Below are 13,885 nucleotides of genomic sequence, written 5' to 3'. Positions count from 1 at the left end.
ACTTGGCAGACGACAAGTCTCTAAAGCAACATTCAGGCGCTGCCCCCGCGCGGCGCCTGATTTGTCCAGCCGAGCTTATTTTTGATCCCGCCGCTGTTCAGGGTGAGATTGACGCCGCCTGCGCCGACCTGGCAGCGTCTGAGCAACGTGCCGCGATGGTCAAAATCCTGAATGCGGCGCAAAAGCAAGGCCGCGCCGCAATTGCCCAAGGGTTTGCTGCGGCACCCTTTGAAGCGCGGCCGATGACCCGCGCCTATACCTATCTCACCGATCATCTGGTACGTACCGCCTTAGCTTTCTCTGCGCGCGTATTGCATCCCAAACCCAACCCGACAGAGGGTGAGCGTTTAAGTGTGATTGCTGTTGGTGGCTATGGCCGTGGTGAAATGGCGCCGTTTTCCGATGTCGATCTGCTGTTCTTGATCCCCTACAAGGCCACGGCCTGGACCGAAAGCGTGATTGAAAGCATGCTTTACATACTTTGGGATCTCAAGCTGAAGGTTGGCCATTCCACGCGCACTGTCCAGGATTGCATAAGATTGGGCGCAGAAGACTACACCATCCAGACCGCATTGCTGGAACACCGGTTCATAACGGGAGATCAGGATCTTCAATCCGATCTCGTGCATGCTTTGAACAAACATCTTTTCTCAGGCAACGGGCGCGATTTCATCGAAGCCAAACTGGAAGAGCGGGACCGGCGCCATGATAAACAGGGCGAGCGGTATGTTGTTGAACCGAATGTCAAAGAAGCCAAGGGGGGTCTACGTGACCTGCATTCGCTGTTCTGGATCGCCAAATTCATCTACAAGGTCAATCATTCCTCCGAATTGGTAGGCAAAGGCGTCTTTCGCGCCGAGGAATACGAGACCTTTCAAGCGGCCGAAGACTTCTTGTGGGCCGTGCGCGCGCATCTGCATCTGCTAACGAACCGTGCGACGGAACAGCTTACCTTTGATATGCAAGTGCAGGTGGCCGAGGCCATGGGATACAAGGATACCGGCGGGCGGCGCGGCGTCGAAGTCTTTATGCAGGCGTTTTTCAGACATGCGACTGCCGTTGGTGATCTGACCCGCATTTTCCTGACAAATCTGGAGGCAATTCACGTCAAGGCAGAGCCACTGCTGGAACGCATTTTTCGCCGCCGTCCCAAGATCAAGGGTGGTTACCGCGTGGTCCATAACCGGATTTCGATCCCGGACGAAGCGGCGTTCCTGTCCGACAAGTTGAACCTGTTACGAATATTCGAAGAGGCTCTGCGCACCGGCATGCTGATCCATCCCGAAGCGATGCGACTGGTCAAGGCCAACCTCGGGTTGATCGATGACGACATGCGTCACGACCCTGAAGCCCAACGCATCTTTTTCGATCTGCTGTTGAAACATGGCAATCCCGAACGGGCCTTGCGGCGCATGAACGAACTGGGGGTGTTATCCACCTTTATCCCCGAATTCGAGAATATCGTCGCGATGATGCAGTTCAATATGTATCACAGCTATACCGTCGACGAACACACCATCCAGACCATCGCCAATCTTGCGCGGATCGAAAAACACGAACTGGAAGAAGAGCTGCCGGTCGCTTCCTCCATCCTGACAGGGGGGGTAAACCGCAAGGTCCTATACACGGCTCTGCTATTGCATGACATCGCCAAGGGGCGGCCCGAGGACCACTCGATCCACGGAGCCAAGATGGTACGTTCCATCGCCCCCCGCCTGGGCCTCAAACAGGAAGACACTGACACCATAGAATGGCTTGTGCGTTATCACCTTCTGATGTCCGATATGGCACAAAAACGGGACATCGCAGACCCACGCACTGTGCGTGATTTTGCCAAAGCGGTACAAACTGTCAAACGGCTGGACCTGTTGTGCGTCCTGACTGTTTGCGACATTCGAGGGGTTGGGCCGACCACTTGGAACAATTGGAAAGCAGTACTGATCCGCGGCCTTTACCGGCAAACCAAGCGTGCGCTTGAAACCGGATTGGAAGACCTCAATCGCGAAAACCGGGGGGCGGAGGCCAAAAAGGCCTTGCGACTGGCATTGTCGGACTGGCCACGCAAAGATCTGCAAACCGAAACCGCACGACATTACGATCCTTACTGGCAGGGTCTGCATGTGACGGCTCATGTGGCTTTTGCCGATCTGTTGCGCGACATCGGTGTTGACGATGTTCGTATCGACCTGCACCCGGACGAGGATCGCGATGCGACCCGCGCCTGTTTTGTCATGCCTGACCATCCGGGAATTTTTTCGCGCCTTGCCGGTGCATTGGCGCTGGTGGGTGCCAATGTGGTGGACGCACGCAGCTATACGACCAAAGATGGCTATGTAACCGACGCTTTCTGGATTCAGGACGCCGAGGGCAACGCCTATGAATCATCCAAGTTGCCACGCCTGCGCCAGATGATTGCCAAAACCCTGCGTGGCGAAGCCCTGGGGCGGGATGCCTTCAAGGCGCGTGACAAGGTCAAAAAGCGCGAGCGGGCGTTCAAGGTGCCCACACACATCACATTTGATAATGACGGTTCGGAAATCTACACCATTATCGAGGTCGATACCCGGGACCGCCCCGGTCTGCTATATGATCTGGCGCGCAGCCTGGCGGACAGCAACGTCTATATCGCCAATGCAGTGATCGCGACCTATGGCGAACAGGTGGTCGACACCTTCTATGTCAAGGATATGTTTGGCCTGAAGTACTATTCGGAAAGCAAACAAAGAACGCTGGAAAAACGCCTGCGCCAAGCGATTGCAGAAGGGGCGGAACGGGCAGAGACCTGATCGTGCCGGCCGCCTGTCGCTCCTGCTTCGCCTTGCTCCGGAGCAGCGCCGGATTGTCAGCATTGCTTAGGCTCAAACGCCGCGCTAAGGCAGTGGTCAGCAAATATTCACAAGGCACGCCATGAAACCCATCCGCCTCATGTCCGGCTTCTTTACCGTCGGTTTCTGGACTTTGCTGTCCCGTATCTTGGGTTTTGCACGCGAAGCCTTGTTGATCGCCCTGATCGGGCCAGGCCCTGTAATGGATGCCTTTGTTGCGGCCTTTCGTCTGCCCAACATGTTCCGGCGTTTCTTTGCCGAAGGGGCGTTCAATGCGGCCTTTGTCCCGATGTTCTCCAAGAAATACGAAAGCGCGGAAGGGGCACAGAAATTTGCCCAGGATGCCTTTAATGGTCTGGGTCTTGCCGTGCTGATCCTGGTCGGACTGGGTATGGTATTCATGCCCGGTTTCGTCTGGCTGACCGCCGAAGGGTTTTCCGGCGATGAACGCTTTGACTTGACGGTCGGTTATGGCCGCATCGTCTTTCCCTATATTCTGTGCATGTCCCTGGCCGCGTTGTTTTCTGGTATCCTGAACGCGACCGGGCGTTTTGCGGTTGCCGCCGCGGCGCCGGTCTTGCTCAACATCCTGCTGGTCGCAGCGATGACTTTGGCCGCCCTGACGGGGGGCAAGATCATCACCTGGCTGATCTGGGCTGTTCCAGTTGCGGGCGTAGCGCAACTGGCGTTGACGTGGCATGCTGCGGCGCAGGCTGGTTTCCACCTGACGCCATCCCGGCCGCGTTGGACACCGGATATGAAAGCAATGGTCGTCATTGCCCTGCCCGCCGCGCTTGCCTCTGGTGTGATGCAGATCAATCTTGTCGTCGGACAACTGGTTGCCAGCCAGTATGACAAAGCTGTGTCATGGTTGTTTGCCGCTGATCGCCTGTATCAATTGCCCCTGGGCGTTGTCGGGATTGCAGTAGGCATTGTATTGCTGCCGGATCTGTCGCGTCGTTTACGGGCGGGTGACGACGACGGCGCGCGTGTTGCGCTTAGCCGTGCAGGCGAAATAGCGCTGGCACTGACCATTCCATCGGCCGTTGCGCTGATGGTGGTGCCGCAAACGCTTGTTTCAGTGTTGTTCGAACGCGGGGCGTCAAATGTCGACGACACAGCCGCCATTGCCACCGCTGTCACGATCTACGGCCTTGGCCTTCCTGCCTTTGTGCTCCAGAAAATATTGCAACCGATCTATTTCGCCCGCGAAGACACACGCCGTCCATTCTATTTCGCGCTTGTCGCCATGGCCGTCAACGTCGTGCTCGCTGTGGGTCTTGCGCCACTGGTCGGCTGGATCGCGCCGGCAATTGCCACCACTTTCGCGGGATGGTCGATGGTGGTCTGTTTGATCATAGGAGCGCGCCGGTTTGGCAAGACCGCCCGCTTTGATGACCGCTTTCACAAGCGAATCTGGCGGATCATTGCAGCCTCGATGGTCATGGGTGTCGCGCTTGTCCTTGGCGATGCTGTGCTGGAAGGCCTGTTGAACACCCCCTGGTGGCGCGGTTTGGGGTTGATGGTGCTGGTCGTCATCGGTGCGTTCAGCTATTTCGGCACAGGTCAAATCCTTGGGGCGTTCCAGCTGGCCGAATTCAAGGCGGCAATGCGACGCGGCAAGGCTTAACGTCGCCGGAGCGCTTCGACAATACGGCCCCATTCACCGGGAGCCATGACAAAACACAGTGCGAAACCCAAAATGAATCCGAACAATTCGGCGACCCATTGTGTGCCCACATCAAAGAACACGCCCCAAACCAACTGGATGCCCATCAGAAACGCAATCAGCGTGAATGCTCGATATTGCTGCGCCCCTGTGCCCGCAAGTTGGCGCCACATCACAAAAGTATAGCCTCCGATCAGTCCGTAGGCATTCGGGTAGGCCCCGACCAGCCACATTGGATCATTGAGCAGCAAACCATAAATCACAGCCCCCCCAGCACCTGAAAGTACAAAGATCAATGCATATGTGAGCGGGCCCATGACCTCTGCCACCATCTTGCCCAGAGCAAGCAGCAGAACCATCGCAAAAAGGCTGTGCGTAAAACCGAGATGGATAAACGGGTAGGTAAAGACGCGGACAACCTCTGCCAACGGCCAGCGGCCATTCGCCTGCATCCAGTCGAAAATCTGACCAGAGAACCCATAATCGCGTATCAGTTCCAAGCGCCAGCCAACCGCACCAGGGCCGCCGATAATGCCTGCCTCCCCGAGGGACAGACCGGCCTCGACCCCGGCAATGGCCAGAAATGTCAGGATGACTATGGGTGGCAATGGATTTACGGGTGGCTCAAAATCTGGGTCTTGCATGGGCGCTCCTTGACGGCGACAGTCCCCCTGAGTAAGCCGCAGTGAGTACGAAATCCAGCCCTTCAAGGATCAACATGACCGATCAGAAATTCACCCCGCGCGCATTTTCCGGTATTCAGCCATCCGGCGGTCTTACGCTGGGCAATTATCTGGGTGCGATCAAACGTTTTGTGTCGATGCAGGACGAAGATTTCGAAACGATTTACTGCATGGTTGATCTGCATGCGATCACCGCCAAATTCCTTGATCCCAAAACCCTGACCCATAATACCCGCGAATTGGCCGCGGGCTTTATTGCCTCGGGCATCGACCCGGCCAAATCGATCCTGATCAACCAAAGCCAGGTTCCAGAACACGCGCAATTGGCCTGGATTTTCAACTGCGTGGCGCGAATGGGCTGGATGGGCCGGATGACGCAATGGAAAGACAAGGCCGGCAAGAACGCCGAAGCAGCCTCCCTCGGCCTGTTTGCCTATCCTGCCTTGATGGCCGCAGACATTCTGGTCTATCACGCGACGCATGTTCCTGTGGGGGACGACCAGAAACAGCACCTTGAGCTGACCCGCGACATCGCCGCCAAGTTCAACCATGACTATGGTGTTGATTTCTTTCCGATCACCGAGCCAGTGATTGAGGGGGCGGCGACCCGTGTCATGTCCCTGCGCGACGGGTCCAAGAAAATGTCGAAATCCGATCCTTCCGATGCCAGCCGTATCAATATGACCGACGATGCGGACGCCATTGCCAAGAAAATCCGCAAGGCCAAGACCGATCCTGACGCCCTGCCTTCCGAGATTGACGGCCTGGCGGATCGTCCAGACGCCCGCAATCTGGTAAACATCTATGCAGCCCTTAGCGATCAATCTGTCGAAGAGGTACTGCGCGACGTGGGCGGACAGCAATTTGGCACGTTCAAACCCGCACTTGCGGAGCTTGCTGTGGCCAAACTTGCCCCGATCTCGACGGAAATGGCACGCCTGATGGCCGAACCGGACGAGATTGACCGGATTCTTGCCAAAGGTGCGCTGCAAGCGCGCGAGATCACCACACCGATCCTCAAGAAGGCATATGAGATTGTCGGAATGGTTGGATAAGTAGGGAAAGGTCTGCCCCATGGACAAATACCTGCCACTGAGACAGGTTTGCCCTGACAGTAAGGGAGGGCCCTCATGGCCACTGGATTTTTCTATGATGAGCGCTGTTTCTGGCATGCCGGTGGCAACTATGCCTTTACCATGCCGATTGGTGGATTGGTTCAACCGCTCGCTTCCGGAGGCTTGCCCGAAAACCCGGAAACCAAACGCCGCTTGAAAAATCTGATGGATGTTACCGGCCTTACCGGAGAGCTTGTCTGCCAAGGGGCCGCCCCTACCACCCGCGCGATGCTGGAGCGGGTTCATCCCGCCAGCTATCTTGATGCCTTCAAGGCGATGTCAGAGGCAGGCGGCGGCGAAATCGGCCATCATGCCCCCTTTGCCCAAGGCGGATACGAAATCGCGACCCTTTCGGCGGGATTGGCCGTTGCCGCCGTAGATGCAGTATCGACCGGCGCGCTGGCCAATGCCTATGCCCTCAGTCGTCCGCCAGGACACCATTGCGAACCGGCGGCCCCCAAGGGTTTCTGTCTGCTCGCCAATATTGCCATTGCAATAGAAGCTGCCAAGGCCTCAGGTACGCTCAACCGTGTGGCGGTTCTGGATTGGGATGTACATCACGGCAACGGGACCGAAGCAATCTTTTATGACCGCGATGATGTGTTGACGATCTCACTGCATCAGGAAGGCAATTATCCCGCGACATCGGGTGCCCTGTCAGATCGGGGCACTGGCGCGGGCAAAGGATATAATATCAACCTGCCCATGCACGCAGGTTCGGGCCATACCGCTTATCTTCATGCGATCGACCGTGTCGTCATTCCCGCTCTGGAAGCCTTTCATCCCGATATGATCATCGTCGCCTGCGGCTATGATGCCGCGGTGGTCGACCCGCTGGCACGCATGCAGGCCATGGCCGAAACCTTTGGTATGATGACGCAAAAGATCAAGGATACTGCCGAGCGACTATGCGACGGCAAGCTCGTGCTGGTCCATGAGGGCGGCTATTCTGAGGTCTATGTCCCGTTTTGCGGCCATGCCACATTGACTGCCCTCTCCGGCAGTGCCATCGCAGCCCCTGACCCGATGGCTGCTGGACTCTGGCCGCGTCAGCCTTCGCCTGCTTTTGATGCCTTCCTGCGCCAATCAATCGACGATATGGCGCATCAACTGGAGCTGTGACCCATGCCCGAACATAACGCGGATGCACTTCGCTTTCTCCAGACGCGCCGATCCCGCCCGGCAAAAACACTTGGCCTTCCGGTGCCGGATCGTGCGACGTTGCGACCGCTTTTGACAGCCGCGGCACGCACGCCTGATCATGGCAAACTGGAACCCTGGCGGTTTATCGTCATCGAACAGGGCGCAATGGCACGTCTCGCCAGCCTCGCACAACAGCGTGGCACCGCACTGGGACTGGACCCGGAGCAGATTGCCAAGGGGCGCAATCAGTATGATCAGGGCAACCTGGCGGTTGCTGTCATCGAGGTGCAAAAATCTTCGCCCAAGATACCGCCACTGGAACAAACCTATAGCGTCGGTGCAGTTTGCCTTGCCTTGCTGAATGCCGCCCTGGCCGCGGGATGGGGTGCAAACTGGCTCAGCGGCTGGCCCTCGCATGACCGGGAATTCATGAGACAGGGCTTCAATCTTGAAGACCATGAACGCATTGCCGGTCTGATCCACATTGGCACTGAAACGTCCGAGCCCCCCGAACGTCCAAGACCTGACATTGATGGGATTACGACATGGGTATCGGATTGATCCTTCGGTCTTTCGGGCTGGCGATCGGGCAACTGTCAGATCGGCGCTTTCGGCGCGTGTTCTTTTTGGGCATTGCTCTGGCGCTTGCCTTGCTGATCGGATTCACCGCCGCCTTTGCAGGGTTCCTGGACTGGATGGTGCCCGAAAAGCTTTGGCTGCCTATTCTAGGCGAAGTGACCTGGATTAACGATCTGGTGTCCTGGGGTGCTCTGTTCCTCATGCTCTTCCTATCGATTATTCTAATGGTTCCCGTCGCCTCGGCCATCACCTCCATGTTTCTGGATGAAGTCGCCGATGCGGTTGAAGCAAAGCATTTTCCAGATCTGCCACAGGCAACCAAGGTACCCTTTGGTGAGGCGCTGCGCGATACGATCAATTTTTTAGGTGTGCTGGTTGGCGCAAATGTCCTTGCGCTCGTGCTTTATGCGCTGTTCGCCCCTGCCGCCTTGTTCATCTTTTGGGGGGTGAACGGGTTTTTGCTGGGGCGTGAATATTTTACTATGGTTGCGATCCGCTGGGTCGGCCGCATTGAGGCCAAAAAATTGCGCCGCCGGTATACAGGGACGATCTGGATCGCCGGTATCTTGATGGCGATGCCCTTATCCGTGCCATTCCTGAACCTGGTGATTCCGATTCTCGGCGCGGCGACCTTTACTCACCTATATCACGGCCTGACCAGGCCCCGGCACGAAACAGGCTCTCTACATCATCCACGGAGATCCGACCTGACAGGATGATTGCTGCCACGATGCCCCAGACCACCAACGCAACGAGGGTGGTCCACAGCGCCTTTTTGCGCAAATGATGATGTTCGGGTGACCCGGCATGCGTACCGGGTACGATGTCATTCAGGTCTCCCTGTGTCTGAACGCGGATGGGCAGCGCGATCAGAAACACCATGGCCCAAATAATCGCAAACAGGACAAGACCCGATACAATACCCATGCTTCACACCTGTTCCAGTTCAACCAAGGCGCCATTGAAATCCTTGGGATGCAGAAACAGGACAGGTTTGCCATGCGCGCCAATCTTTGGCTCTCCGCTGCCCAGGACGCGGGCGCCGGTCGATTTCAGGTGGTCTCGGGCTGCGATGATGTCTTCCACTTCGTAGCAGATGTGATGAATTCCGCCTGACGGGTTCTTTTCCAGAAAACTGTTGATCGGGCTGTTTTCGCCCAGAGGGTAAAGCAACTCGATCTTGGTATTCGGTAATTCGATGAAAATGACGGTGACGCCATGATCCGGCTCATCCTGTGCAGGGCCGACATTCGCCCCGAGTGCGTTGCGATATTGATCCGCTGCTGCCTCAAGGTCGGGCACAGCAATGGCAACATGGTTCAAACGGCCAATCATCTAGGTCTCCTTGGGCATTTTCCTGTGTCGCGCTGTTATGACGTCAAGAAAGATCAAGGGCAATGCGTCACGTTAACCCGCTGTTAGCCAGCATTGCGTAACGATGAAACGAAGAAAATTGGAGGCTATTATGGATACCATCGACGTGTTCGCGGCAAATATTGCGAGGCCGACTGCCGAGCGGCCGTTATTGGGATTGACGGTGTTGGTGGTTGAAGACAGCCGTTTCGCCTGTGACGCCCTGCGCTTGTTATGTTTACGCTCGGGTGCGCGGATCAGGCGGGCGGATTGTTTGCGCTCTGCCCGGCGTCACCTCAGCGTGTACCGGCCTTCATTAATCGTTATTGATCTGGGATTGCCCGATGGCAATGGTGCCGATCTGATTGCAGAGTTGAATGAAACATCGCCCCGTGTTGCTGGCATTCTCGCAATTTCCGGTGATCCCCATCTAGAAGCAACCGCCATGGATGCCGGTGCCGACAGCTTTATGGAAAAGCCGATTATGTCCATTGGGGCCTTTCAGGAAAAAATCATCGCGATCCTGCCACCCGAACGGCGTCCATCCGGCCCACGACAGTTCAACAACACCCCAGTGGCACCTGACCGGCTCGCCTATCAAGACGACATGGCTCATATCGCCGATGTTCTTGATGAACATATGACTGATCACACCCTCGATTATGTCGCCCAGTTTTTGAGCGGGGTCGCGCGCTCGGCAAATGATCCGGTACTGGAACATGCTGCACGGGCACTGGCCGAAAAACGCGCCCAGGGTATGACCGCCGCATCCGAAACCGCGAAAATCGCAGGACTGATCCAAAGCAGGCTGGCCGAACGCATCGCCATCTAGCAGACAAACCACTAAAGCGTGGGGTCACCTGCTACGCGCACCAGTCGGGTCAAATCACCCAATCGTTCGATTTGCTTGCCCGTGTTATCAAAGTTGGTCGGGGCAAGCCACGCTTCGAAAGCTTCCTTCAGCGCGGGCCACTCCGCATCAATGATGGCAAACCAGGCAGTGTCGCGGTTGCGTCCCTTGACCACCGCAGCCTGGCGAAAGACGCCTTCGTAACTGAACCCCAACCGCTGCGCCGCCCTACGGGAGGGGGCGTTCAGGGCGTTACACTTCCATTCATAGCGTCGATAGCCAGCTTCGAACGCCCATTTCATCATCAGATACATGGCTTCTGTTGCCGCGCGGGTACGCTGCAAGGCGGGCGCATAGCTGATGTATCCGACTTCGATCGTGCCCGCTTCCGGTGCGATGCGCATATGGCTTGCGACACCCTCCCAATCTTCGGTTTCGAGATTCTGGATCGCATAAAAATACGGATCGGCTTTGCCTGCGTGGTCCCTGACCCAGCGGTGATATTGCGACGCAGATGAAAACGGACCGTTGGGCATATAATCCCAAACACCATCATGCCCGTCAAAAGCCCGGAACAATAATGCGGCATGGGCTTCTGCGGAAAGGGGGGCAAGGTGGACATATCGCCCTGACAACTCTTCGCCCTGTGGCGTCGGAGGAGCTACCCAGTTTGGGACAGGCGTGCCTAAGGCGGGGTTCTCTGAAGGTTTCTTTGTCATAGTGGCACGTTAGGCGTAAGTCCGCGGCACGCCAAGCCCTGAAAACATCACCGGAGTTTTCAACAAAGTGCCAAAGTCTGAACCCGCCTCCAGCCTAGAATTGCCACATTTTTACAGCAACTTATGCCCGAGCAGGTGAGCTGCGTGAATATGAGACAAGGACAAAGACATGATCAAGGCATCTATTTATAAATTCTGGAACGATACATCCGGTGCGATCACGATCCCATGGATCGCTGCAGGCGGGCTTGTCGTGATAATCGGCGCGAGTGCCACAACCCTGATGGAAGGTAGCTCAGAAACGCTGCAAGAAGACAACAGATCCTTTTTTGAGAATATCGACAACACCGGCGGCGAAGGCACATATAATTAAAAGGCTCTGCGTTTAACGCAATAGCCGCATTTCAGGTCCCATATCGAGGCCCGGAAAAACCGACTGCTCTAAAGTGGAAGTGTCCAGCCCGGTCAAACCTCGCATGATCCAAGCCGCAGGCGCACGCACGTCGCCTGTCGGCATCAGGTCACGTTCCTGATAAAGATCCCCGGCACCTAGACCCGGCCAGCGCCCGAAAACCCGTCCGCCGCGAATGGCACCGCCTGCCATGACCATCAATCCTGCGGTGCCATGGTCGGTTCCGCCCGTGCCATTTTCGCGCGCCGTTCGGCCGAATTCGGTCATGGCAATAACTGCTGTTTTCCCCCATATATCGCGGCCCAGGTCCTCTCGTAATGTCAAAAGCGTGTCCGACAACTGACCCAGACTGCGTGGCAACGTTCTACCTTGGCGGCGATGCGTGTCCCATCCGCCCAGGGAAAACGCGGCCACGCGTGCCTCCTGTTTCAACCTGGACGCGGCAAATTCCGCGATTTGCGCATGCCTGCGGCCGCCATGCTGTGAGTTTCCGTTTCTCATTGAAAGCACCTCTGCCTCGGCCAACGCGGCATGCATCTGGGGATCTTCTTCCATCACCAATTCAGCCAGTCGCAAGGCCTGCGCACTTAGGCTCAGCTTTGCATCTGGTGCCCAATTGGACACAGGGACCGATCCGTTCAATACACGCAAATCGTTATAACCGATGGCATAGGCCGTATCCGATGTAAGTCCCGGCATCTGTTGCAACATGCGGTTCAACCACCCATCGCGCATCCCGCCGGTCAAACCGTCTGTGCCAGCTTCCAGCATGTCCTGACCATCAAAATGGCTGCGTTTGTCGCGATAGGGGGTGGAAACCGCATGCACAAATCCCAGTTCCTCTGCCCGCCAAAGTGGCATCAAAGGGCGCAATGCCGGATGCAAGGCGAAATATCCGTCCAGATCAATCGCGGCTTCGGTGTTCAAATTGGGACGTAGCGCTGCAAATGCCGGATCACCCATGGGACGGACAACATCCAATCCATCCATCCCACCGCGAAGGATTATAACCACCAATCGTGCATCCCAAGGTGCTGAGGCAAAGGTAACCGGCGTCAAAAGAGGGCTGGCCGCCAGCGAGCAGCCAATCGCGCCTGCACGTCCCAAAAGCGCACGTCTGGTCAATCTTTCTGCCATTACCGCCTCCTATCGCCGTTGAAACGCAGGTGAGGTTAAGATCAATCCTATCGCCACCTCGCGGCTTTCTGCGGCATTGGCCGCAAAGGCAACCGCTTGCGGCACCTGTCCGCCCAAAGCGGTCCGCACAAATTCACGTGGGTCAGGTAGCGCCGACACCAGCCTTGCAGGCGTGCTGACCGCCCATTCCAGCCGCGCTGAAATACCCTGTGGGGTGACCCATGCCTGGTCGTCCTCAGCAAAACCATCGGGTCCAGCAGGCATCAGCCACGGCTGCCCCATCAACTGTAGAGGACGGAAAAACAAGTTGCGCACCTCACGCAAATCCAACCGCTGCAAGGTTTCCGCAGTCACGCCAAGCGCGCGCATTGTAGCGCTGACAAACTCGTCCGGCGGACGCATGTTGGGCGCTTGCTCTTGCCATGCGAGCGGATGTTCCAGCAAGGCGGCATAGCATTCGGACAGGTTGCCTTTGCTGCGCTTATATGCGGCGGTGATATGCACAACCAGATCCTCGGGCGGGTTATCCGACACAAAATGCACCGCAAGTTTACGCGCAATATGTGCCGCCGTTGCTGGGTGGTCCGCGAGGTCCTGCAACACTTCCCGGATCGCGGCCATGCCGCCCTTGGCCGGATATGTCTTGCCCAGCACCGTTTCCCCCCCCGGTTCGACCATATTCGGGCGAAACTTGAAACCAAAGTTGCGAGTCGCCCCAAGACCGGTGAACAACATCGCCAATTCACGAACATCGCCCTGCTGATAGGGTGCTTGCACACCCAGTGTGTGCAGTTCAAGCACCTCGCGTGCAAGGTTTTCGTTCAACCCCCTCCGCCTGTCCCGTCGTCGCGCCACACGACTGTTGGGACCGACAGATGTATTCTGGTCCAGATAATGCAGCATCAGTGGATGGGTAATACAAGCGGTCAGCAACGTCGAAAAATCGCCAGCGATATACGGGCGGACGGCCTCTTCCACATAGAGGGGATTGGCCATGCGCATCAGTCCGTTCATCCCCTGTGCAGTGAAATGATCTGCCCAGAATGCGGTCAAGCGTTCGCGAAAGCCCTGTTGCAGCGTGATCCGGCGAAGCTGTGTCCGGGTGAACCAAATGCCGTAATCGCGGCGCATGTCGTTCAGGATGTTCCTGGATTTCTCGAACGCCTCTTTTCCTTCAGAGGTTTCAGGGAACTTGCGCGCATAGCTGTAGAACCGTCTGCGCAGGGCATAGGCCTCTTGAAAAGTGCGGAAGGGCGGGATTGGAAAGGCCGTCCGGGCCGCATCCTCCCCCGTGAGCGTTGAAAGCATTTCAGCAATGCCGGTGGCTGCTGCCACACGGGGACTGTTTCCATAACCAAAGCGATGCTCGGCTAGAAAAGGGTCAAATTGCATGATGCTGG

The 13,885-nt window shown here is 56.8% G+C and carries 14 protein-coding genes; 8 read left to right on the top strand and 6 right to left on the bottom strand.

Annotation, left to right across the window (positions count from 1 at the left end):
- The first annotated feature begins 2 nt into the window (after positions 1-2).
- Both OS190_RS12105 and murJ read left to right on the top strand, forming a co-directional pair.
- Positions 3-2,786, top strand: coding sequence for a [protein-PII] uridylyltransferase (locus OS190_RS12105; RefSeq protein WP_416237401.1), 2,784 nt, complete (start codon positions 3-5; stop codon positions 2,784-2,786).
- Between the two features lie 121 nt (positions 2,787-2,907).
- Positions 2,908-4,455 carry a murein biosynthesis integral membrane protein MurJ gene (gene murJ / locus OS190_RS12100; protein ID WP_267158964.1) on the top strand — a complete coding sequence of 516 codons (1,548 nt, stop codon included), beginning with the start codon at positions 2,908-2,910 and terminating at the stop codon, positions 4,453-4,455.
- Here murJ and OS190_RS12095 read toward each other — a convergent pair.
- Positions 4,452-5,138, bottom strand: a complete 687-nt coding sequence (locus tag OS190_RS12095; protein WP_267158963.1) for a rhomboid family intramembrane serine protease — start codon at positions 5,136-5,138, stop codon at positions 4,452-4,454. The two genes, murJ and OS190_RS12095, sit on opposite strands and share 4 nt — an antisense overlap.
- A 74-nt stretch (positions 5,139-5,212) precedes the next feature.
- On the opposite strand from OS190_RS12095, the gene trpS reads away from it, so the two are divergent.
- The 4 genes from trpS (at position 5,213) to OS190_RS12075 (ending at position 8,733) form a co-directional block, all read left to right on the top strand.
- Positions 5,213-6,232: a tryptophan--tRNA ligase gene (gene trpS, locus OS190_RS12090; protein WP_267158962.1), complete on the top strand. Its 1,020-nt coding sequence runs from the start codon at positions 5,213-5,215 to the stop codon at positions 6,230-6,232.
- Positions 6,233-6,307: 75 nt separating this feature from the next.
- A complete protein-coding gene (locus OS190_RS12085) occupies positions 6,308-7,414 on the top strand; it encodes a class II histone deacetylase (RefSeq protein WP_267158961.1) in 1,107 nt (368 codons plus the stop codon).
- Positions 7,415-7,417: 3 nt separating this feature from the next.
- Positions 7,418-7,996 carry a nitroreductase family protein gene (locus tag OS190_RS12080; RefSeq protein WP_267158960.1) on the top strand — a complete coding sequence of 193 codons (579 nt, stop codon included), beginning with the start codon at positions 7,418-7,420 and terminating at the stop codon, positions 7,994-7,996.
- Complete coding sequence (locus OS190_RS12075; protein WP_267158959.1) at positions 7,981-8,733, top strand: EI24 domain-containing protein; 753 nt, start codon at positions 7,981-7,983, stop codon at positions 8,731-8,733. Before OS190_RS12080 ends, OS190_RS12075 begins: the two co-directional genes overlap by 16 nt.
- Here OS190_RS12075 and OS190_RS12070 read toward each other — a convergent pair.
- Together OS190_RS12070 and mce are read right to left on the bottom strand one after the other, a co-directional pair.
- Positions 8,648-8,941: a DUF1467 family protein gene (locus OS190_RS12070; RefSeq protein ID WP_267158958.1), complete on the bottom strand. Its 294-nt coding sequence runs from the start codon at positions 8,939-8,941 to the stop codon at positions 8,648-8,650. The two genes, OS190_RS12075 and OS190_RS12070, sit on opposite strands and share 86 nt — an antisense overlap.
- Before the next feature lie 3 nt (positions 8,942-8,944).
- Positions 8,945-9,349 carry a methylmalonyl-CoA epimerase gene (gene mce / locus OS190_RS12065; RefSeq protein WP_267158957.1) on the bottom strand — a complete coding sequence of 135 codons (405 nt, stop codon included), beginning with the start codon at positions 9,347-9,349 and terminating at the stop codon, positions 8,945-8,947.
- Between the two features lie 130 nt (positions 9,350-9,479).
- Between mce and OS190_RS12060 the strand changes: the two genes are divergently transcribed.
- The gene (locus tag OS190_RS12060) at positions 9,480-10,199 is read left to right on the top strand and encodes a response regulator (protein ID WP_267158956.1); all 720 of its coding nucleotides are present in this window, start codon (positions 9,480-9,482) and stop codon (positions 10,197-10,199) included.
- 11 nt (positions 10,200-10,210) lie between these two features.
- Here the strand turns inward: OS190_RS12060 and OS190_RS12055 are convergent, their stop codons facing one another.
- The gene (locus OS190_RS12055) at positions 10,211-10,936 is read right to left on the bottom strand and encodes a GNAT family N-acetyltransferase (RefSeq protein ID WP_267158955.1); all 726 of its coding nucleotides are present in this window, start codon (positions 10,934-10,936) and stop codon (positions 10,211-10,213) included.
- A gap of 169 nt (positions 10,937-11,105) precedes the next feature.
- Between OS190_RS12055 and OS190_RS12050 the strand changes: the two genes are divergently transcribed.
- Positions 11,106-11,309: a hypothetical protein gene (locus tag OS190_RS12050; protein WP_267158954.1), complete on the top strand. Its 204-nt coding sequence runs from the start codon at positions 11,106-11,108 to the stop codon at positions 11,307-11,309.
- A 12-nt stretch (positions 11,310-11,321) separates the two neighbouring features.
- Here OS190_RS12050 and OS190_RS12045 read toward each other — a convergent pair whose 3' ends face one another.
- Positions 11,322-12,485, bottom strand: a complete 1,164-nt coding sequence (locus OS190_RS12045) for a DUF1501 domain-containing protein (RefSeq protein ID WP_267158953.1) — start codon at positions 12,483-12,485, stop codon at positions 11,322-11,324.
- Between the two features lie 9 nt (positions 12,486-12,494).
- A complete protein-coding gene (locus tag OS190_RS12040) occupies positions 12,495-13,877 on the bottom strand; it encodes a DUF1800 domain-containing protein (RefSeq protein ID WP_267158952.1) in 1,383 nt (460 codons plus the stop codon).
- Between the last annotated feature and the right edge of the window lie 8 nt (positions 13,878-13,885).

It is taken from the genome of Sulfitobacter sp. F26204, assembly GCF_026410305.1.
Classification (GTDB): domain Bacteria; phylum Pseudomonadota; class Alphaproteobacteria; order Rhodobacterales; family Rhodobacteraceae; genus Sulfitobacter.
Note: the sequence above shows the minus strand (reverse complement) of the source record. Positions and strands in the feature narration are given on the sequence as shown.

Bases quoted from the DNA above. Each gene is read 5' to 3' on its own strand.
- OS190_RS12050 (WP_267158954.1), top strand. From the start codon at position 11,106: ATGATCAAGGCATCTATTTATAAATTCTGGAACGATACATCCGGTGCG.
- murJ (WP_267158964.1), top strand. From the start codon at position 2,908: ATGAAACCCATCCGCCTCATGTCCGGCTTCTTTACCGTCGGTTTCTGG.
- mce (WP_267158957.1), bottom strand. From the start codon at position 9,349: ATGATTGGCCGTTTGAACCATGTTGCCATTGCTGTGCCCGACCTTGAG.
- OS190_RS12040 (WP_267158952.1), bottom strand. From the start codon at position 13,877: ATGCAATTTGACCCTTTTCTAGCCGAGCATCGCTTTGGTTATGGAAAC.
- trpS (WP_267158962.1), top strand. From the start codon at position 5,213: ATGACCGATCAGAAATTCACCCCGCGCGCATTTTCCGGTATTCAGCCA.
- OS190_RS12095 (WP_267158963.1), bottom strand. From the start codon at position 5,138: ATGCAAGACCCAGATTTTGAGCCACCCGTAAATCCATTGCCACCCATA.
- OS190_RS12070 (WP_267158958.1), bottom strand. From the start codon at position 8,941: ATGGGTATTGTATCGGGTCTTGTCCTGTTTGCGATTATTTGGGCCATG.
- OS190_RS12085 (WP_267158961.1), top strand. From the start codon at position 6,308: ATGGCCACTGGATTTTTCTATGATGAGCGCTGTTTCTGGCATGCCGGT.
- OS190_RS12080 (WP_267158960.1), top strand. From the start codon at position 7,418: ATGCCCGAACATAACGCGGATGCACTTCGCTTTCTCCAGACGCGCCGA.
- OS190_RS12045 (WP_267158953.1), bottom strand. From the start codon at position 12,485: ATGGCAGAAAGATTGACCAGACGTGCGCTTTTGGGACGTGCAGGCGCG.
- OS190_RS12060 (WP_267158956.1), top strand. From the start codon at position 9,480: ATGGATACCATCGACGTGTTCGCGGCAAATATTGCGAGGCCGACTGCC.
- OS190_RS12075 (WP_267158959.1), top strand. From the start codon at position 7,981: ATGGGTATCGGATTGATCCTTCGGTCTTTCGGGCTGGCGATCGGGCAA.
- OS190_RS12055 (WP_267158955.1), bottom strand. From the start codon at position 10,936: ATGACAAAGAAACCTTCAGAGAACCCCGCCTTAGGCACGCCTGTCCCA.